This is a genomic window from Serpentinimonas sp. SSL01, assembly GCF_056323735.1.
In genome coordinates, this window is the sequence record NZ_CM150487.1 from 1,731,366 (window position 1) to 1,751,725 (window position 20,360).

The following is a 20,360-nucleotide window of genomic DNA, read 5'->3' on the forward strand; positions in this document are numbered from 1 at the left end:
GGGGCCAGACCGCCCAGCGCGCGGCTGGCCTAGAGCCGGATAGCCGCCAAGCCGCTTTGCTGCGCCTCACTGGCGCCAAAAGGCCCTACCCCAGCCTTTCGATGCGCTGCCCCGCCACCCGCTCCAGCGCGGCGGCGCTGACGCGCTCGGGCGCGATCTCGGCCAGCGGCCACAACACGAAGGCGCGCTCGTGCAAGCGCGGATGCGGCAGGGTGAGCCGTGCCGACTCGATGCGCGCCGCGCCGTATGCCAGCAGATCGAGGTCGAGCGTGCGCGGCGCGTTGCGGTAGGGGCGCGCGCGGCCGGCAGCCTGCTCGAGCGCTTGCAGCTCCTGCAGCAAGTCGGGGGCGCTCAGGTGCGTGTGCACTTCGGCCACGGCGTTGATGAAGTCGGCCCCTTCGGCCTGCCACGGCGCGCTGCGGTACAGGCTCGAGGCCCGCAGCAGCTGCGTGCGCGGCAAGCGCCCCAGCGCCTCGATGGCGGCCAGCACGCTGGCGCGGGCATCGCCCAGGTTGGCACCCAAGCCCACCCAGGCCGACACCGGGGGGCGCGCGGCGGTGGTGTGCATGGTGTTGATCATGGCGCGTGGGCGGGCATGGAGGGTCTGCGCTGCCGAGCGGAGGTTGATCGACGATTGAGCGGAGGCTAACAAGCAGGGACTGAGCAGGCGCTGGGCGGCAGCGGCGCTTCAGTCCGCGCTGGAATCGGCGGCGCGTGCTCCGCCACCGCCACCGCCACCGCCACCGCCACCGCCACCGCCACCGCCACCGCCACCACCGCCACCTTCGCCACCCGCACCAGCACCAGCACCCGCACCACCCCCAGCAGGTTTGCGTCGGCGCCGGCGTTTGCGTGCGGGGGCGGCATCGGCTGCACCGCCTTCGCTGCCGACGGCCGCGCCGTGCTCGGCCTCGCCCAACTCGGGCCGATGGGGGTCGAGCTCGGGCCGGGCTTCGCCCGGGTGCCCAGCCGCCGAGCGCGGCGCCCTGGGCGTTTTGGCGCGCCCCGGCCCCTTGGCCGGTGCCCGGTTGCGCTGCTGCTCGAGCCGCAGCGCTTCGAGCATGTCGCGCCGCACGGCTTCGTTGGCCAAGCTGAAGGTCTCCCACCAGTGCGAGAGCTCCTCGTCGATCTCACCCACTTGGGCGCGCAGGCGCAAAAAATCAAAGCCGGCGCGAAAGCGCGGCTGCTCGACCAGGGCAAACGGGGCCTGGCCGCTGCGCTTGTCAAAACGCGGCTGCATGAGCCAGATTTCGCGCATATCGGCCGCCAGCTTGCCACGCCCCGAGACGTCGCCGATGCGCGCCTCGAAGGCCTCATCCACCGCCTCTTGCAGGGCCGCAAAGGGGCTGCTGCCGGCCTGCTGGCGCCGCCCCCAGCCTTCGCGCACGTCGCTCCACAGCACGCAGGCCAGCAAAAAGCTTGGCACCACCGATTTTTCTTCGGCCACGCGCCGATCCGTGTCTTGCAGCGCGGCGCGCACAAAGGGGTCGTGGGCGCGCTCCACCACCACGTCGAGCAAGGGGTAGATGCCCTGCCCCAGCCCGAGCGCCTGCAGCTGCTCGAGGCTGGCTAGGGCGTGGCCGGTTTGCAGCAATTTGAGCATTTCGTCGAACAAGCGGCTGGGCGGCACCTCGGCCAGCAGCGGCAGGCTGGGGCGCAGAGGGGCGCGGGTTTTGCTGTCGAAGTGAAACCCCAGGCCGCTGAGCTTGGCGGCAAAGCGCACGGCGCGGATGATGCGCACCGGGTCTTCGCGGTAGCGCGTGGCCGGGTCGCCGATCAGGCGCAGCACGCGCTTTTTGGCGTCGCGGATGCCGTGGTGAAAATCCACCACCACCTCGGTCTCGGGGTCGTAATAGAGCGCGTTGACGCTGAAGTCGCGCCGCGCCGCGTCCTGCTCCAGCGTGCCCCAGACGTTGTCGCGCAGCACCCGGCCGCTGGCATCGACGGCATGCCCGACGCCGACCAGCGCCGCCTTCTGGCTGCGCTCGTTGCCGCTGATCTGCTCGGCGTCGGCGCTGTCGAGGTAGGCGCGCAGGGTCGAGACCTCGATCACCTCGTGCTCGCGCCCGCGGCCAAACACCACGTGCACGATGCGAAAGCGGCGCCCGATGATGAAGGCGCGGCGAAACAAGGACTTGACCTGCTCCGGCGTGGCGCTGGTGGCGACGTCGAAATCTTTGGGGCGCAAGCCCAGCAGCAAATCGCGCACCGCTCCGCCCACGATGTAGGCCTCATGGCCGGCGCGCTTGAGGGTGTGCAGCACATCGAGCGCGCGGCCATCGACCAGCGAGGGGTCGATGCCGTGCACCGCCACCGGCACGTCTTCGCGCTTGCCAAAGGGGGTGGCGCTGGCCTTGCGCGTTTTGCCCAGTAAGCGGTTGATAAAAGAGGTGATCATGCCGGTGCGGTATCAAATAGGTCGAGAATAGGCCAGCCGCGTTGTTGCGCCAGCGCGCGCAAGCCAGCCGAAGGGTTGGTGGCCACCGGCACGTCGGCTTTTTCGAGCAAGGGCAGGTCGTTGAGGGAGTCGGAATAAAACGTGGTGTGCACCTGGCCCCAGCCCAAGCCGCGCGCGGCCAGCCATTGCTCTAGGCGCTGCACCTTGCCTTCGCGAAACGAGGGCGTGCCCGCGATCTCGCCACTGTACCAGCCATCGGGGCCGCGCGCCAGTTCGACCGCCAGCAGTTCGTCGATGCCGAACGCGTGCGCGATCGGGCGCGTGACGAACTCGTTGGTGGCGGTGATGATGAGCAGCGCGTCGCCGGCGCGGCGGTGGCGCTCGATCAGCTCGAATGCGGCGGGCCGCAGCTGCGGCGTGATCACTTCGCGCATGTATTGTTGGTGCGCGGCGGCGGCGGCCTGCGCACCGCGCTCGCGCACGGCGGCGGTGCTGAAGCGCACGTAGTCGTGAATGTCGAGCGCGCCGGCTTGGTACTGGGCAAAAAATTCGTCGTTGCGGCGCGTGAAGGTTTCGGCGTCGGTCCAGCCGATGCGGGTGGTGAACTGGCCCCAGGCGTGGTCAGAGTCCAGTGGCAGCAAGGTGTGGTCGAGGTCAAATAGGGCCAGCTTCATGGGAGGGGGCGTTGGTGGTGGGCTTGAATGGGAGGCTTGAAGGGGGCTGGGGCCGACTTATCGGGGCTCATCGAGCATGGCCTTGAGCAAGGGGATGCTCAGCGACCGCTGGGTGCGCAGGGCGTAGTCGTCGAGCCGCTCGAGCAGCGCCATCAGGCTACCGAGCTCGCGCGCAAAGCGGTTGAGCATGAAATCGAGCAGCTCGTCGGGCACTGCGAGTCCGCGCACGCTGGCGGCTTGGCGCAGCACGCGGCGGCGCTCGGCGTCGCTCAACACCGGCAATTGGAACACATGACCCCACGCCAACCGGGTGCGCAGGTCGGGGCGCAGCTCGAGGTCGGCCGGCGGCCGGTCGGCGGCGGCCAGCACCCAGCGCGCGCGGCCGTCGGTGGGCGTGAGCGCGTTGATGCACCAGTTGAAGGCCAGCGCCTGCTGCGCGCTGCCGTAGTGCTGGCAGTCGTCGAGCAGCACGGCGCTCCAGCTCTCATCAAAATCGGGCAGCACCTGGGAGCTGGTGTCGAGCCAACCCACCGCCAACCCCTGCTGCTGCAGCGCCAGCCGCACCGCGTGCAGCAGGTGCGTTTTGCCGGTGCCGGGCGCGCCCCAAATAAAAGTGGGCACGGTGGCGCGCTGCGGCTGCGCCAGCAGCTGACGCAGGTGCGCCAAGGCCGGCTGCTCGGTGTCGAGGTCGGTGAGGAAATTGTCGAGCGCGGGCGGCGCGGCCAGCCCCAAATCGAGCACCAGTTGCTGCATCGTGGCTCAGGCGGGCGGGTTCCCGGGGGCGTGCGCAACGGGCGGGGTCGCCAAGGCCGGCCCTGTGGCGGGGGCGGCATCAGCAAAAGCGGCAGGCGCAGCCACCCGCTCCATGCCGTCGGTGTAGAGCGCGCTGCTTTGGTACAGCGCCTGCAAGCGGCGCAAGGCCACCACCAGCACCGCGCTCACCGGCAAGGCGATCAGCACCCCGATAAAACCAAACAGGTGCCCAAAGGCCATCAGGGCAAAAATCACGGCGATCGGGTGCATACCGATGCGCCCGCCCAGCAGGCGCGGCGTCAGGAACATGCTCTCTAGGGTCTGACCCAGCATAAAGACGGCGCCCACCAGCAACACCCCCCACAGATCACCAAACTGCAGCAGCGCTGCCAGCAGGCCCAGCACCATCCCGACGCCAAAGCCGAGGAAGGGCACGAACATCGCCAAGCCGGTAAAGACGCCTATGGGCAGCGCCAGATCGAGCCCGACCAGCATCAGCCCGACGGTAAAAAACACCGCCATGCTGCTCATGACCAGCAGTTGGCCGCGCAGGTACTGCCCCAGCACCTGGTCGGTCTCATCCAGAAAACGCTGCGTCGGGGCGCGCCAGCGCGGTGGCACCAGCAGCTTGGTGTTTTCAACCAGCCAGTCCCAGTCCAGCAACAGGTAATAGGCGGCAATCGGGGTGAGCACCAGAAAACCCAGCGCCGCCAGCAAGACGCTGCCGCCGATGCGCAACGACGACAACAGGTACTCGATCCACTGCCCTTCCTCGCCGCTGATGAGCCGCTGCAGCAACTCGCGCACCATCGCCACGTCGATCTGCGCGTTCAGCCCGAAACGCGCGGCCAAAGGCCCGATCCAAGCGTTGAAATTCTCCAGCAGCAGCGGAATCTGGTCGCGCAGCAGCGGTACTTGGTGCGTGATCACGGGCACGATCAGCAGCATCACCGCCAGCAGCACCAGCAGCAGCAACGTGAGCGCCAGCCCGGCCCCGACCCAGCGCGGCACCCCGCGCCCATGCAGGCGCTCCACCGCCGGGTGCAGGGCGTAGGCCAGCACCGCCGCGACCAAAAAGGGCATCAGCACCGGGGCCAGCAGATCCAGCAGCAGCCACGCCACCACAGCCAAGCTGAGCCAGGCGAGCACGCGCAACTGCGCAGGGGTGAGCAACATCGGAGGGGCAGACAAGGTGAGCAGGCGGGGTGAAAGAGCAGGCCGGTAAAATCAACACATTCTATAGTGCCCACATCACATGACCACGACACCCCTCTCCTACAAAGACGCCGGCGTTGACATCGAGGCCGGCGACGCGCTGGTCGAGCGCATCAAGCCCTTGGCCAAAAAAACCCTGCGCGAAGGCGTGCTGGCGGGCATCGGCGGCTTTGGCGCGCTGTTTGAAGTGCCCAAGCGCTACCGCGAACCGGTGCTGGTCTCGGGCACCGACGGCGTGGGCACCAAGCTCAAGCTGGCCTTCGAGTGGCAGCTGCACGACACGGTGGGCATCGACCTTGTGGCCATGAGCGTCAACGACGTGCTGGTGCAAGGCGCCGAGCCGCTGTTTTTCCTCGACTACTTTGCCTGCGGCAAGCTGGATGTCGATACCGCGGCGGCGGTGGTGGGCGGCATCGCGCGCGGCTGCGAACTGGCGGGCTGCGCCCTGATCGGCGGTGAGACCGCCGAAATGCCGGGCATGTACCCGGCGGGCGAGTACGATCTGGCCGGTTTTTGCGTCGGGGCGGTGGAAAAAGCGCGCATCCTCACCGGACAGACCGTGGCCAGCGGCGACGCGGTGCTGGGCCTGGCCTCCAGCGGCGTGCACTCGAATGGCTTTTCGCTGCTGCGCAAGTGCCTCGAGCGCGAGGCAGCCAACCTGCCCGCCACCCTTGACGGCCAGCCGCTGCGCCAAGCCATCATGGCGCCCACGCGCATCTACGTGCGCAGCGTGTTGCAGGCGCTGGCGCAGCACCCCTTCGATGCGCCAGCGGGCGGCATCAAGGCGCTGGCGCACATCACCGGCGGCGGTTTGCTGGAAAACATTCCGCGCGTGCTGCCCGATCACTTGGCAGCCGAACTGGTGTCGGGCAGCTGGCCGCAGAGCGAGCTCTTTGCCTGGCTGCAGCGCAGCGCCGGCATCGACGACTTCGAGATGAACCGCACCTTCAACAACGGCATCGGCATGGTGCTGGTGGTCGATGCCGCCGCCGCCGACGCGGTGGCCGCCACGCTGCGCGCCCAGGGCGAAACGGTGTACGCCATTGGCCAGATCGCGGCGCGCGGCACCGGGGCGGCGGTGCGGGTGGGCTAAGCCCAAACCGCAACATACCGCAGCGGCGCGGCGCCCGGCTACATCCGCACCAGCCGCTTGAGCTTCACCCCAGCCAGCAGCAGGGTGCCAAAATAGACCAGCGCCGCGCCCACCAGCAGCCCGAGCATGGCCAGCAGGCGTTGCCACACCACCACATCCTCGTGCAGCCAGTCAAACTGGCTGCTGCCCCATAGCAAAAACAGCGCCAGCAGCGCGCTGGCGGCCAGCACCTGCAGCGCCAGCACCAGCCAGCCTGGCTGCGGCTGGTAGGAACCGCGGCGCAGCAGCCCGATCAGCAGCCAGCCGGCGTTGATCAGGGCCCCGAGCCCGATGGCCAGCGCCAGCCCGGCGTGCGCCATGGTGGGCACCAGCAGCAGATTGAACACCTGCGTCAGCACCAGCACCACGATGGCGATGCGCACCGGGGTTTTTATGTCTTGCTTGGCATAAAAGGCCGGGGCCAGAATCTTGATCGCAATCAGCCCCACCAGCCCCACGCCGTAGCCCATCAGAGCCAGCGCGGTTTGGCGCACGTCAAAGGCCGTGAAGGCACCGTAATGAAACAGCACCGCCACCAGCGGCACGGCGATGGTCAGCAGCGCCACCGCGCTGGGCACGGCCAGCACCAGCACCAGCCGCAGGCCCCAGTCGAGCATCTGGCTGTAGCGCGTCGGGTCGGCGGCGGCGCTGGCGGCCGCCAGTTGCGGCAGCAGCACCACGCCCAGCGCCACCCCCAGCAGCGCGGTCGGGAACTCCATCAGCCGGTCGGCAAAAGTGAGCCAGCTCACGCTGCCCGTGGCCAGATGCGAAGCGATCTGGGTGTTGATGAGCAGCGAAATCTGCGCCACGCTCACCCCCAGCAGCGCCGGCAGCATGAGCGTGAGGATGCGCTGCGTGCCCGGGTGCTGCCAGGCCGCGCGCACCTTGGACCAGCGCAGCGCCACCCGCGGCAGCAGCCCCAGGCGCTTGAGGGCCGCCAGCTGCACCGCCAGCTGCAAGGTGCCGCCGAGCAACACGCCACCGGCCAGCGCCATGATCGGCTCGATGCCCATCGATTCAAACCACGGCGCGCCCCAAGCCGCCGCTAGGATCAGCCCGACATTGAGCAGCACCGGCGTGGCCGCCGGCACGGCAAAGCGCTTCCAGGTGTTGAGCACCCCGGCCGCCAGCGCCACCAGCGACATGAAGCCGATGTAGGGGAACATCCAGCGCGTCAGCGCCACCGTCACGTCAAAGGTGTAGGGGTCGCGCGCCAGCCCGGAGGCCATGGCCCACACCAGCAGCGGTGCCGCCAGCACGCCCACGATGCACGTCAGCGTCAGCGCCCAGGCCAGCACCGTGGCCACGCGGTCGATCAGGTCTTTGGTGGCCTCATCGCCCTCTTGCGCGCGGGTGGCGGCCAGCACCGGCACAAACGCCTGGCTGAAGGCGCCTTCGGCAAACAGGCGCCGAAGCAGGTTGGGAATGCGAAAGGCGACGTTGAAAGCGTCGGTCATGGCGCTCACGCCAAAGGTGGCGGCGATGAGCAGATCGCGCACCAAACCGCTGATGCGCGACAGCAGGGTGAGCAGCGAGACGACTGAGGCGGATTTAAAGAGCGACACAGCGCGAGTGTAGCCTTGGCACTAGAATGAATTGCTCCCACGATCGCTGCGCTCGCCACCACTCAAAGGGGATGCGCGGGTGGCTACGGGCGGTCGGGCGCTTATAAAATGATTCTTATGCCGATTTTCAACGCCGACCTGCACTGCCACTCCACCGTTTCCGACGGCACCCTCACGCCCGAGGTGCTGGCGGCGCGCGCCAAAGCCAACGGGGTCGAGCTCTGGGCCCTGACCGACCACGACGAAGTGAGCGGCCAGCAGCGCGCCATCGACGCCGCGCGCGCCTTGGCGCTGCCCTACCTCACCGGCACCGAGATCTCGGTCAGCTTTTGCGAGCTCACGGTGCACATCGTCGGGCTCGGTTTTGACCACACCCACCCGGCACTGCTGCAGGGCCTGGAGCGCACGCGCAGCGGCCGCAGCGAGCGCGCACTAGAAATGGCGCAGCAGTTGCGCCTGGTCGGCATCCCCGGTGTGTTCGAGGGGGCGCTCAAATACGTCAGCAACCCGGAGCTGATCTCGCGCGCCCATTTTGCGCGCTACCTGGTCGAGGCCGGGGTGTGCAAAGACGTGCAAGAGGTGTTTCGCAAATACCTCACCGACGGCAAACCCGGCTTCGTGCCACACCGCTGGGCCAGCTTGGGCGACGCGGTGCGCTGGATCGTCGAGGCCGGCGGGGTGGCGGTGATCGCGCACCCGGCGCGCTACAACCACCCCAACGCCACCCAAGAATACGCCCTGTTCAGCGAATTCAAGGCCCATGGCGGGCAAGCGGTGGAAGTGCTCACCGGCAGCCACAGCAGCGCCGAAGCGGCCCAGTACGCCGAGATGGCGCTCGAGTTTGGCCTTGCGGCCTCGCGCGGCTCCGATTTCCACAGCCCCGGCGAGAGCCACTGCGAGCTCGGCACCCTGCCCTTGCTCGACGCGCGCTTGCAGCCGGTGTGGGATTTGCTGGCACACCGTGTCCACTGAAAGCGCGCGCTTGGTGCAGCCACGCGCGCTGCTGGGCATTGCCTTTGTGGTGCTGGCGGTGGCCTGCTTTGCGGCACTGGATGCCACCGTCAAGCTGCTGGGCGCCAGCATCTCGGTGCTGATGGTGGTGTGGTTTCGCTACACCTTTCAGGCGCTGGTCATGGCCGCGGTGGTGCTGCCCACGCGCGGCTGGCGTTCGCTGGCCACGCGCCAGCCGCTGTTGCACGTGCTGCGCGGGCTGCTGCTGCTGGCAGTGAGCACGCTGAGCTTTGTCAGCGTGCAGCACATGCCGCTGGGCGAGTTCACCGCCATGATCATGCTCACGCCGCTGGTGGTGACGCTGCTGGCGGCCGTGTTTTTGCGCGAAGCCGTGAGCCGCCTGCGCTGGCTCTTGGTCTGGGGCGGGTTTGCTGGGGCCTTGCTCATCATCCAGCCCACCGGGGCCGCGTTGGGCTGGTTTGTGCTGGTGCCGCTGCTCATGGTGCTGCTGTACGCCGCGTTCCAGATTTTGACCAGCCGCATGGCGCGCAGCGAAGACGCCATGACCATGCACTGCTACACCGGCTGGACCGGGGCCGCGCTGATGACGCTGGCCCTGCCTTGGGTCTGGCAGACCATCCCCGACTTGCGCACGCTGGCGCTGCTGTGCCTGGCGGGGCTGTGCGGCACCGTGGGGCATTTTTTGTTCATCCAGGCTTTTGCGCGCGCGCCGGCCTCTACCCTAGCCCCCTACATGTATCTGCAAGTGGGCTTTGCGCTGCTGCTGGGTTGGCTGCTGTTTGGCCACCTGCCGGGGCTGTGGGCCTGGGTGGGCATGGGCCTGATCGTGCTCTGCGGCGCGACCCTGGTCTGGCTCACGGCGCGCCAACCCAAAATCGACTGATTTTTACCCTGTACGCATGTCGCAGTATTTTCAACTCCACCCCGACAACCCGCAACCGCGCCTGCTCAAGCAAGCGGTGCAAGCGCTGCACCACGGCGGCGTGCTGGCGCTGCCCACCGACTCCAGCTACGCGCTGGTCTGCCACCTCGACGACAAAGACGCGGTCGAGCGCCTGCGCCGCATCCGCGGCGTCGATGCCAAGCACCCGCTCACGCTGCTGTGCCGCGACCTGAGCGAACTGTCCAGCTACGCGCGCGTGAGCAACGCCCAGTTTCGCCTGCTCAAACTCGGCACCCCCGGCCCCTACACCTTCGTGCTCGAGGCCAGCAAAGAGGTGCCGCGGCGCCTGAGCCACCCGGCGCGCAAAACCATCGGGCTGCGCGTGCCGGCGCACAAGGTGCTGCAAGCGCTGCTGGAACTGCACGGCGCGCCGCTGCTGGGCACCACCCTGATCGAGCCCGGCGCCAGCGAGCCCCTGAACGACGCGCACGAAATCCGCCAGCGCCTCGAGCACAGCCTGGCCGCCGTGATCGACGCCGGCGCCTGTGCGCTGGAGCCCACCACCGTGCTCGACCTCACGCCCATGGCCCAGGGCGAGGCGCCGCAGCTGCTGCGCCAGGGCCAAGGCAGCTTGGCCGCGCTCGGGTTGTAAGCCCCACCGAGCCCATACGCCGCACCGCTGCACTGCTGAGACAATGCACCCCATGGACATCGCCGCCCTGCTGCAAACCATCGCCGTCTTTGCGCTGCCGGTGTTGTTTGCCATCACCATCCACGAGGCCGCGCACGGCTACGCGGCGCGCTACTTTGGCGACCCCACGGCCTGGATGCTGGGGCGCATCACGCTCAACCCGGCCAAGCACATCGACCCGCTGGGCACCATCGCGCTGCCGCTGCTGCTGCTGTTTGCCACCAGCGGCGCTTTTTTGTTTGGCTACGCCAAGCCGGTGCCGGTGAATGCCGCGCGCCTGCGCCGCCCCAAAACCGATATGGTCTGGGTGGCGCTGGCCGGCCCGGCCTCCAACGTGGTGCAGGCGCTGCTGTGGGTGATCTTTGGCTACCTGCTGCTGGCGCTGGGCATCCACGAGCCGTTTTTGCTCGAAATGTCGCAAGCCGGGCTGCTGGTCAATCTGGTGCTGTTCGTGCTCAACATGCTGCCGCTGCCGCCGCTGGATGGCGGGCGCATCTTGGTCGGGCTGCTGCCCGCGCAACCGGCGCAAGCCGTCGCGCGCATCGAACCCTTTGGCTTCATCATCGTGCTGGTGCTGCTGTTCACCGGTTTGCTGGGCACCTACTGGCTGCGCCCGCTGATGGCGCTTTCGGCCGACCTGATCCAAACCGTGCTCACGCCGCTGCGCTGGCTGCTGCTGTAGATTTATCCCCTTTTTGGTCGAACCCTTCATGCAAACCTTGCGCGTTCTCACCGGCATCAAGCCTTCGGGCACCCCGCACTTGGGCAATTATGTGGGCGCCATCCGGCCGGCGCTGCGCTCGAGCGCGCTGGGCAGCGTCGATGCCTTTTATTTTCTGGCCGACTACCACGCCCTCATCTCCACCCACGAACCCGAGCGCGTGCAGCGCTCGACGCTCGAAATCGCCGCCACCTGGCTGGCCTGCGGCCTCGACCCGCAGCGCGTCACGTTTTACCGCCAGTCCGACATCCCCGAAACCACCGAACTCACCTGGCTGCTCACCTGCGTCTGCGGCAAAGGGCTGCTCAACCGCGCCCACGCCTACAAGGCGGCGCTGGACAAAAATGCCGCCAGCGGCGTTGAGCCCGACGACGGCGTGAGCGCCGGCCTGTTTATGTACCCGGTGCTGATGGCCGCCGACATCCTGCTCTTCAACGCGCATCAGGTTCCGGTGGGGCGCGACCAGGTGCAGCACATCGAAATGGCGCGCGACCTCGCTTCCAGCTTCAACCACCTCTACGGCACGCACTTCACCCTGCCCGAGGCCGTGGTCGAGGCCCAAGTGGCCACCCTGCCCGGGCTCGATGGGCGCAAGATGAGCAAGAGCTACGACAACACCATCCCGTTGTTTGCACCGCCCCAGCAGCTCAAAAAACTGATCTTTGGCATCGTCACCGACTCGCTGGCACCGGGCCAACCCAAGCAGACCGAGGGCTCGGCGCTGTTCCAAATTTACCAGGCCTTTGCCAGCGCCGACGAAAGCGCCGCGCTGGCGCGCGCCTATGCACAGGGCATAGGCTGGGCCGAGGCCAAGCAGCTGCTGTACGATCGCATCGAGGCCGAAATCGCGCCGCTGCGCGCGCGCTACCTCGAGCTCATGGCGCGCCCGCACGAGGTCGAAGCGCTGCTGCAAGCCGGTGCCGCCAAGGCGCGGCGCAGCGCCACCCCCTTTGTCCAGCGCCTGCGCCATGCGGTGGGGCTGCGACCGCTGGTGGGGGGTGCTGCGTTGGGCGCGGTTGCCAGAGCCGGGTCGGGCACTGCCGCGGCGGGGGATGATGGTGCGGCGGCAGCCTTGGCTGGTGGCGGCCTGGCGGCCCCCGCAGCAGCCAACGCCCCTGCCGCCAAAGCCGCCCTGCCCACCTTCAAGCAGTACCGCGAACCCGACGGCCGCTTTGCCTTCAAGCTCACCGACGCACGCGGCCAGCTGCTGCTGCAAAGCCTGGGCTTTGCCACCCCGCAAGAAGCGGCGCAAGCCATCGCCCGCCTCAAAGCCACCGGCTACAGCGCCTGCCCCGAACTGCACCCGCTGTTGCAACTGGGTGCGCAGCATGCCGATGCGGATGCGGGTGCGTCCCAAGCCGACGCCGCCTTGGCAGCGCTGCGGACAGCCGGTTAGCGCGCAGCACCCCAGACCCTCTAGGCTTTTGTGAGAGTCTCTAGCGGCCCCGGTAGTAGTCCGCCGGCTCGCCATGGCCCTGCGAGGGTCGGTTTTGAGCCTGCTACAATTGCAGGCTCGACACGCGGAGAGATGGCAGAGTGGTCGAATGCGCCGGACTCGAAATCCGGTATACGGTTGTACCGTATCGAGGGTTCGAATCCCTCTCTCTCCGCCACAACCAACCCTTCAAACCTGCTCAGCGGGCCTTGAAGGCGCGCAGAGCCCCGCCGCACGCGGGGCTTTTTTCTATGGGCTCCTGACTGACCCCATGGCCACCCACCCGCGAAACTCGTCTCAAACCCCGTTTCGTCTCAGAACCTCCTGACTTTTCTCAGGGTGGTACGGCGCTAGGGGTCTAGAGACCGGTGAAGCCTTCCGTGTGGAATCGCACCAGTCGCCGATGGAGAACCCGCTGACGTCCCCGCTCAGATCCCATCCGCGGCACGGGTCAGCGCGAGGTCATAGAGAGTGAGCAGCTTTTCGTCCTCTTGTAGCGTATCCTCTGGCAGCTTGTTGGCGATGCCGATGATGGTCTTGTAGTCCTTGGCGGCCCAGGCAGCGCGGAAACCAGCACGCAGGACCTCCAAACGCGACTCCTTAATCTTGCGACCTGTGAAGGTCTTGTATGTTTCAAACTCTTTAAGTAGCGATTTTTCCCGCTTTTTTTCCAGATCCTGCGCCTTGTTGAAGTCTGGTACATACCAACGGTTCTTCGCCTTATGCAGCAACGATGGATTTGACTTATCAAGCCCGCGCATATCTTTGGAAATACTTGAAAGATAGATATGGATTGGCGATGGACATTCGCCGAAACCATCAAACTCAATAAAGTTATCCTCAAGAAGACGCTGAAGCTCTGGTTTTGATTCGTGCTTTTTCCAGCCTGCGCCGAGTTGCGCCGTAAATTCTGGATATATCTCTTGATAGGTTGAAGGGTTTGATTTAAGGAAGTTAGTCAGCCATTCAATCGCGCTTCTTTCATCAGAGACAAAAAGCTCCATTTGCGGAGCCGTAGAAACAGACGCACGCCTCTTGTCATACTCCTTTGCTTGATCTGGCAAAAAAATCATGCCATCTCTCTCTAGAAATTTCTCAACAAGTCCCGCACGGAACTCCTGATGCGACAAAGGAACATATACGTTTTGCCTAATAAACCACCCGACCATCCGATCAAATAAAACCCGTGGATCTCTTTCTGAGATGTAATTAATAAGGCCGTCGTGCTCCTTAATTATCGGTATGTGCTTGAGGTGCTCTTTTACAAAATCCCAAACAGACTGGCTGTTTTGTGAATTGAGGACACAGCTTCTGATCAGCGATTCTATTGGCCTATATGCAGTAATGGCCAAGTCTTTGTTCACAGCTGCAGCCTTATGATCCTGATGGAGTGTTGTCTGTATCTTGTCAAGCAATGCAACATTGGCCACAATTAGGCCAGACTTTTCAAGGGCGTGCTGTATGGCATGCCAAACGGTGTTGGATGAATTATGGAACTCGACGACGATATAACGACCCGGCTTCAAAACACGTGTATATTCAGAGAAGACAAGAGTCATCAAATGGGTGTATTCTTGAATTTTCTTTTTTTGCACCGAGTTGGTTATGGCCTCAGCCTGGTTGTTGGTTTTAATTCCAAGCCACCATTCGTAGAGAATGTTCTGCTCAGAATAGTTAATATTCCCCCCGAATGGGGGGTCTGTAAAGATAAAATCTATACTTGCATCTGGTATTTGCGCAAGGTTTGTTGCGCTTTGGTTTGATACGATCGCCCTGGTCTTTGGCCATGATGAGTGCACTTTTTTCAAACTCTCAAGCACCTGAAGCATTTTTCTCCCAATGTTTGTTTCGGTTTGCAATGTTGGAACGTATAACGTGTTGGACAACGGACCAATAGGGGAGCCATTAGGGCGCCGCTTGTCAATATAGAACCGATTGCGGCGAGTGGCATTATTTTCCATAATCGTCAACGCGCAAAATAAAGCAGCCCGCCTTAACTGCGCATCCTTGATGCCTGCTATTCTGGCCAAGGAATAATAGTTTCGTCTTGTATAGAAGTGATGAATGTGGGTGATCCCCCAGTATTCGGGTAAGTTGTTCCTTTCATGGGTCATGTGCGTATATTCCAGTTTGGCCGGAACCAGAGAAACCACCCGGCTGCCAACTTCCTCATAGTGCCTGACGTCTAGCTCAGTAGGTTTTGTGCGAATCGCACGATTTCCCACCTTTTTCGAAATCAACACCATGGATGTCTTGGCAAGACGGGTTGTGTCGTTGATCCATGGATCAAATACGGCCTCAAAGCTCTTTTTAGCCGACTCCGATTTGATGATTGCACCGCAATGAGGACAAGGATACTCACTTAAAATGCACGGATTTTTGGTATCAATAATGGCGTCATACAACAAAAAACTGCCACCGCAGTTTGCGCATTCGCCCCAGTCCGAAAATACTGCGTAATCAAAGTGATCTGTCGCATTTCCGTTCTTGAATGTATATAGCGGAAGAATCTCTTTTTTGATGAATTCGCCTAGAACACCGCTGACCCCACTGGACAAATGCTCATCAAGGGGGGAGTTCATTATTGATGCTATGAATGCAGCAGCTGGCGACAGATCCACCAGAATCGCTCGGCGCGCGCCTTTTTCGTAAACGGAAAATCTGTCAGTTATGTCTCTGCCAGGGTTTGCGCAGTTTGCCGCTGCCACACCTGTCATGCCTGTGCCGCAAAATGCATCCAGAACCAGATCGCCGGGTTTTGTGTAATGGAGCAAGTAGTTCTGAATGGCCTTTGGCGGGACTTTGGTATGGTAAGACGGAACTGCATACAGCGGATCATTCTTGCCTTCAATGACATCCAAAGAGAATGGCGTGACATCGTATTTCGATGCTTCAATTATTGGCTTGCCATAAAACTCAATAAAATCTTTTATGAATGGGTTCGGGCAGGCAGTGTAATACGGGGGGTCTGATAGAGCCAGTATGGCCTCATCTGATCCTATCGGGAATCCTTCAATTCCCCTAAATGCCGGGTCTTTAAGTTTCTCAGCCAGAATCCCGAGATAAAAGTCCCTTCTTGCTTCTTCGCTGGGGAATTTTTTTCCTAGGCATTCAATCGATCCAATGGTTTTTTCATTAAAAATTTCAGTCACTCCTTCGCTCCCAACCGCTGAAGCCAGGAAATATCATCAAATGAAGCATAACTTACGATTGGAATAACGTGAGCTGGCTTGTTGAAAATATTGGCTGTGGGTGACGCCATTATTTCACCTCTGGTTATGCAGCCGAGGATTGCCACTGCTCCTGTTGAGGAATCCACGCCGATTTGAATTAACAACTCCGGATATGAAAGCACACGCAATGACTCGCCGTCAAGCATTTTTGCTGGATAGTAAGAGGTTCCACGCCGAATAATCTCAAGGTACGAACGTTTGGCTGCAGTCTTGATTCCTACACTTTTTCCGTTTATGGTGAGGTCTTGCCTAAATTCGCTTTTGGAGGCCACCACGACAGGCGCACCAGAAAACTCGACCTGCTTGGATTGCAGATATTTTGATAGAGCCATCTCGCCGGCTTGGCCTATTGAATGCGCAAGTTGGCTTGGTAGCCCGGAGTGCCGATATTTCCATCCCATCACTTTTTCATTGAACCACGTTCTAACGGTTCCGACGGCGAAGGCATATTTGAGCTCAGCCAACGTGAGCTCAATCGTCAGTCCGTGTGGAGAAATCAAATCATGCTTGTACGAAATGTCTTATTTCTGCTGCCTAGAAAGCCATGCTTCAGCCTCTGCAGTTAACTTTTGGAGGTTGATGGGCACTCGGTTTTGTCTGCATTTTTCCTCGATCACAGGAAATTCGCTGAGCAGTTTGTTGATTGCTGTTTCCATTTCAGTCCTGACCTTTACTCGATGATGATGCGAAGCTTGATGGAGTCTTTTCCTTTGCAGAGATTGTTCATTAAAACATCGAAGCGCATGCGCAAATCGTCCGGCGTGGCCGGCAAACCGCCCTGCAGCAGCGCCTGCTTGATTTCGTCGCCCTTGACCTCAATCTTCTCCAACCCCGACAGCGCCTTCTGTACGGCGTTGGCGAACTCGCTGGTCATCGGGGCCGGCAGCTGGCGCGAAGCCAGGAAGGCGTCGATCAGCTTCCTGGATGCGGGCGGCATCAGGCCCAGGCTCTCCTGCGTGTACGGATCTTCTAGGCACTCCAGCAGGATCTGCTGCCAGTTGGTTAGCAACTGATCCAGGTCGTTGTCGAGCTTGTGCAGGCGGTTGGCGGCCGGGATCAGCTCCAACGGCTCGGCTGACGGGCGGAACTGGCAGTGCGGGCATACCGCCGCGGCCATCAGCGTGGGCTCATCCAGCGAGAAACAACTCTTCAGGCCGTTCAGCGACTCCTCGAAGGCGGTGAGCTGGCTGGTGGGCAGTAGCGACACGCTGGCCAGCAGGCGCAGCGCCAGCAGGCGGTCGTCGCGGCGCAGCGCGTTGCGGGTCTTGTCTTCGTCCACGCCCAGCCGCGCCTTGCTGTGGCTGGCGATGTAGGCGCTGATGTAGCCCTTCTTGAGCTGGTTGAGCATCTGCCGGCCATTACCCAAAATCAGGGCCGCGTGCTCGGTGGTGCGGTCTTGGCTGATCTGCTCGCAAATGGCCTTGCGGGCGGTCTCGGCCTGTTTCACCCAAGGGTGCTCGGCGGGCAACACCATCTCGCCCTGCAAGAGGTAGGACGCCGTGCTGCCCAGTTCCACCACCAGTTCGAGCAGACGCTCGACGGCGGCCAGGATCTCCAAATTCTTCTTCTGGCCGCACAGATCTTCCTGGGTGACGCGCAGATTCTTGAGCTTACCGACGGTGTTGTAGGGCGTGAGCGACTCGGCAAACTTCTTCAGCGCATCGAGCCGGGCGTGCCAGTCTTTGGCTTGTTCTTCGCGCAGCAGATTCTGGCCCCAGAAGCCGAGCCTGCCTTGCTGCAGGTCGGATCCGGCCTTGAGCGCGCGCGGCACCAGCGCACTGACTTTCTCCTGCAGTTTGATGACAGGCTCGGTATCGCCCTGGCTGGCTTTCTGGGCCAGGCCGGACGGCAGGTCGAACAACTCGAACAAGGCGCGCAGCACCGCGAGATTGATCTCCTTGGGCGCCTCGACGTGCTTGAACTGCTTGAGTTCCTCCAGCGAGCGTTCTGCCAGCTGGGTCAGTTTGCCGGAGTCGATCTTGTCGCCGGTGATCGACAGCACGATGTCGCCGGAATAGACCAGCCCGCCCAGCACGGTGACCAGCAGATCGGGTTCCAGCCGGCACTTGCTTGGCGCGAAATATTCAAGGTCAGACGTGCCCGACAGCAGCTCGCTGCGGTTGAGCACTTGGCCATGGCCCTTGGCCTTGAGGCGGTTGAGCACTTCCTGCGCGTAGCGGGACTTGGCCGGATCGACGCGGTCGCCATCGAGCAATTCCAGCGCATCGAGCACGGCGAGCGCATCTTTGGTGCGCGTGCCGCCAGCCAGCAGCCTGAGCGCGCTGCCCACCAGTTGCTTGCGGTTGGCTTCGGTGACCGGCACCGTGAAGGTGGGGTATTCGGGCGCGATACAGGCAAAGTGCTGGCTCAGCACCAAGCCCGAGACGGTGTTGACCACGTCGCGAAAGTGGCGGGGTTCGTCCGCACCCAGCCGCGCCCGGTCGCGCGGCGACACGCCTTTGACCCACTCTTGTAGGTTCTTTTTCTTGCCTTGGTAGGTGACCTCAAAGGCGGTCAGCTGCTTTTCTTGCAGCCACTTGCTCATGGCGCGCAGGAAGTCCTGTGCCTTGGAGAGGTAGATGGCCTTGGCGCCGCCGCTGGCGGTGGATGCCAGATCGAGTGCCGCCGCGTAGGATGACAGGTGCCGCTTGAGCTCGTCGTCCAGCCCGGTGAGGCGCAAGAACACCTCGTTTGGCAGGTTGTTGTCATCGAACCTGCGTTTGGTGAACGGCTGGATAAAGTAAATGTAGAAGTCGCGCTCGGGCTGGGACGTGGGGCGATCGTTCGGCGCGCCGAAGAACAGGTAGCCGATGCGCTCGACACGCCGCTCCTGCCACTCGAGCGGGTACTGCCAGATCTGAAAGCCGGGGTAACGCAGGTCGTCGCTGCACTCCATCAGCGCCTTGACGGCGCTGTAGTAAGCGCGGCCCAACGCATCGGGCGCAAGGGCTTGGGCGCGTTGTTCAATCTGCGCGTCGTAGTCGATGTCCTTCTTGAGGTCGAGGTAGTACTGCTCGGTGTCTGGCACCTTGGAGATGAACTGGCCGTTGACGGTCTTGAGCACCTCGCGCATCACGGTCTGGACCATCGACAACAGGTTCTCGGCCGGATCGCCCGGCATGTCTTCCACGCTTGGTTGGAACAGGCACAGGGCGTCGCGCAGCTCGGCAGCCGTGGGGCCAATGGGCACGTGGATGTCGCCGCCCGTGGTCAGGCGGTGTACGGCCAGCGCGTTGATGACGCGCAGCGCCATGGCCTTGTAGGCCGGGCGCGTGAAGGCTTGCTGCACGCGGGACTCCAGCACTTCCGAGACGCGCATCACTTCTTTGATGCTGGGGTCGGCGCGCAAGACCGAGTTGGCCTTGATGGTGTTCCAGAAGCTCTCGTAGCTGATGAACAGCGGCTGGTCGGCGGGCACGTCCTGGTCGAGGATGGCCAGCATGGCGGCCTCGATGGTCTTGAGCGCGCCACGCTTCTCGGTGAAGTGGATCTGCTCGAAGGTCTTGAGGTAATCCGGGTGCACCGGGAACAAGCGCACGTATTCGTCCATGCGCTCGTTCATGGAGCCATAGAACTTGGCGAACGGTGTGAGGTATGCGCGGATCTTGTGCTGCTGGTCGGCCGTCTTCTTGAGCAGACGCGCAGAGACGACAAAGCTGAGGTCCTGGCGGTCGATGAAAATCTGCGTGTAGCGCTCGTTGACGCGGTGCATGCTGTCGGCCACATGCTGGAAGCGCGCGCCGTCGAAGATGGCCTCCTGTACACCGGCCACGAAGCGGAACTTCAGGTGCTTGGTGACTTCGCCGATCTGCCGCAGGATGGCCAGATCCTGCACCAGCTCTTGGTCGCGACGGGACTGCAGGTACTCCAGGAACTCGTCGACCACCAGCAACACACCCTGGTCCGTGAATTTTTCGCCAAACGCGGCCATCATCTCCTCGAAGGAGTGCTTGTTGTTGAGCTCCTTGTCGGCGGTCGGGAAGGTGTAGTCAACGCCGATTTTTTCCAGGAAACGCTCAAGCTGCAGGGTGATGATCTGCCGCAGCGGCATCTGCAGCCCGCCCACCTCGATGCGCAGCACCTTGAAGCGCCCAGTGATAGGAGCCACCGCCTCGGCCACCTTGGGGTGGCGGATCATCGGCGCGTAGGCCGCATCTTCGGCCACCAGCGACAGCACCGACATCAAGTGCGACTTACCGGTGCCGTAGTTGCCGACGATCAGCACGCCCTTGTGATCGACGGAATCGTCGAAACTGAGTTGGGGCACCATGAGCTTGGAGATCCGCTCTGCCATGTCGTCGGAGATGACGTAGGTCGCGACGAGCTTCTTGGCCTCGTCAGGGCGTCCGGCATCGAGCAGCTGAATGACTGACTCGATCTGCTCGAACTGGATCAGATCTCTGTATTTCATGTTCTGGGCCATAGGGCTCCCTCTTCCCCATTCTCTTTTTATCAGGTAGTCGGCGACTTGGCCCGATCGTTGTGATTCCGCTGGTGCCTAGACTTGATGCCATCGACATTGCCGTGGGGGTGTAACAGGCGAAAGGATAGTGCAAATCTTTCAAGCCTTGAATGAAGGATTGAAAGATTGTCGGCGGCCGCAAGGTGCGCTAGCGCACAGACGCGCGGGCAGCCCGGCTTTACATTGAGCGCAATGGCACCGGATGCGAACCCGGCCCGCCATGCGG

The 20,360-nt window shown here is 63.1% G+C and carries 15 protein-coding genes and 1 tRNA gene; 7 read left to right on the forward strand and 9 right to left on the reverse strand.

All coding sequences use genetic code 11. The features are described from left to right. Positions 1 to 85 precede the first annotated feature (85 nt). The 5 genes from folK to ACVMK0_RS08210 form a co-directional block, all read right to left on the reverse strand. Entirely contained in the window at positions 86 to 580 is a 495-nt protein-coding gene (gene folK, locus ACVMK0_RS08190; RefSeq protein WP_250961024.1) for a 2-amino-4-hydroxy-6-hydroxymethyldihydropteridine diphosphokinase, read from the reverse strand. Between the two features lie 108 nt (positions 581 to 688). Then, entirely contained in the window at positions 689 to 2,398 is a 1,710-nt protein-coding gene (pcnB, locus tag ACVMK0_RS08195; protein ID WP_476463489.1) for a polynucleotide adenylyltransferase PcnB, read from the reverse strand. Next, the gene (locus tag ACVMK0_RS08200; RefSeq protein ID WP_045536282.1) at positions 2,395 to 3,072 is read right to left on the reverse strand and encodes a histidinol-phosphatase; all 678 of its coding nucleotides are present in this window, start codon (positions 3,070 to 3,072) and stop codon (positions 2,395 to 2,397) included. The genes pcnB and ACVMK0_RS08200 overlap by 4 nt, the downstream gene beginning before the upstream one ends. A gap of 57 nt (positions 3,073 to 3,129) precedes the next feature. Next, entirely contained in the window at positions 3,130 to 3,825 is a 696-nt protein-coding gene (gene hda / locus ACVMK0_RS08205) for a DnaA regulatory inactivator Hda (RefSeq protein WP_476463490.1), read from the reverse strand. A 6-nt stretch (positions 3,826 to 3,831) separates the two neighbouring features. Further along, positions 3,832 to 5,001, reverse strand: coding sequence for an AI-2E family transporter (locus tag ACVMK0_RS08210; RefSeq protein ID WP_250961021.1), 1,170 nt, complete (start codon positions 4,999 to 5,001; stop codon positions 3,832 to 3,834). 79 nt (positions 5,002 to 5,080) lie between these two features. On the opposite strand from ACVMK0_RS08210, the gene purM reads away from it, so the two are divergent. Then, entirely contained in the window at positions 5,081 to 6,133 is a 1,053-nt protein-coding gene (gene purM, locus ACVMK0_RS08215) for a phosphoribosylformylglycinamidine cyclo-ligase (protein WP_476463491.1), read from the forward strand. 38 nt (positions 6,134 to 6,171) lie between these two features. Here purM and murJ read toward each other — a convergent pair whose 3' ends face one another. Beyond that, on the reverse strand, positions 6,172 to 7,737 hold the full coding sequence (gene murJ, locus ACVMK0_RS08220; RefSeq protein ID WP_250961019.1) for a murein biosynthesis integral membrane protein MurJ: 1,566 nt from the start codon (positions 7,735 to 7,737) through the stop codon (positions 6,172 to 6,174). Between the two features lie 117 nt (positions 7,738 to 7,854). On the opposite strand from murJ, the gene ACVMK0_RS08225 reads away from it, so the two are divergent. The 6 genes from ACVMK0_RS08225 (at position 7,855) to ACVMK0_RS08250 (ending at position 12,617) form a co-directional block, all read left to right on the forward strand. Next, the gene (locus ACVMK0_RS08225; RefSeq protein WP_476463492.1) at positions 7,855 to 8,709 is read left to right on the forward strand and encodes a 3',5'-nucleoside bisphosphate phosphatase; all 855 of its coding nucleotides are present in this window, start codon (positions 7,855 to 7,857) and stop codon (positions 8,707 to 8,709) included. Then, a complete protein-coding gene (locus tag ACVMK0_RS08230; RefSeq protein ID WP_476463493.1) occupies positions 8,699 to 9,592 on the forward strand; it encodes a DMT family transporter in 894 nt (297 codons plus the stop codon). The genes ACVMK0_RS08225 and ACVMK0_RS08230 overlap by 11 nt, the downstream gene beginning before the upstream one ends. 16 nt (positions 9,593 to 9,608) lie before the next feature. Further along, positions 9,609 to 10,244 carry an L-threonylcarbamoyladenylate synthase gene (locus ACVMK0_RS08235; RefSeq protein ID WP_476463494.1) on the forward strand — a complete coding sequence of 212 codons (636 nt, stop codon included), beginning with the start codon at positions 9,609 to 9,611 and terminating at the stop codon, positions 10,242 to 10,244. Positions 10,245 to 10,296: 52 nt separating this feature from the next. Beyond that, entirely contained in the window at positions 10,297 to 10,965 is a 669-nt protein-coding gene (locus tag ACVMK0_RS08240; protein ID WP_034114573.1) for a site-2 protease family protein, read from the forward strand. Between the two features lie 28 nt (positions 10,966 to 10,993). Next, positions 10,994 to 12,400 carry a tryptophan--tRNA ligase gene (locus tag ACVMK0_RS08245; RefSeq protein WP_476463495.1) on the forward strand — a complete coding sequence of 469 codons (1,407 nt, stop codon included), beginning with the start codon at positions 10,994 to 10,996 and terminating at the stop codon, positions 12,398 to 12,400. 126 nt (positions 12,401 to 12,526) lie between these two features. After that, a tRNA-Ser gene (locus ACVMK0_RS08250) sits at positions 12,527 to 12,617 on the forward strand. Between the two features lie 250 nt (positions 12,618 to 12,867). Here the strand turns inward: ACVMK0_RS08250 and ACVMK0_RS08255 are convergent. From ACVMK0_RS08255 to ACVMK0_RS08265, 3 genes are all read right to left on the reverse strand, one after another. Then, positions 12,868 to 15,591 carry a DNA methyltransferase gene (locus tag ACVMK0_RS08255; protein ID WP_476463496.1) on the reverse strand — a complete coding sequence of 908 codons (2,724 nt, stop codon included), beginning with the start codon at positions 15,589 to 15,591 and terminating at the stop codon, positions 12,868 to 12,870. Beyond that, complete coding sequence (locus ACVMK0_RS08260) at positions 15,588 to 16,136, reverse strand: hypothetical protein (RefSeq protein WP_476463497.1); 549 nt, start codon at positions 16,134 to 16,136, stop codon at positions 15,588 to 15,590. Before ACVMK0_RS08260 ends, ACVMK0_RS08255 begins: the two co-directional genes overlap by 4 nt. A 206-nt stretch (positions 16,137 to 16,342) precedes the next feature. After that, positions 16,343 to 20,083, reverse strand: coding sequence for a DUF6079 family protein (locus ACVMK0_RS08265; protein WP_476463498.1), 3,741 nt, complete (start codon positions 20,081 to 20,083; stop codon positions 16,343 to 16,345). Positions 20,084 to 20,360 lie beyond the last annotated feature (277 nt).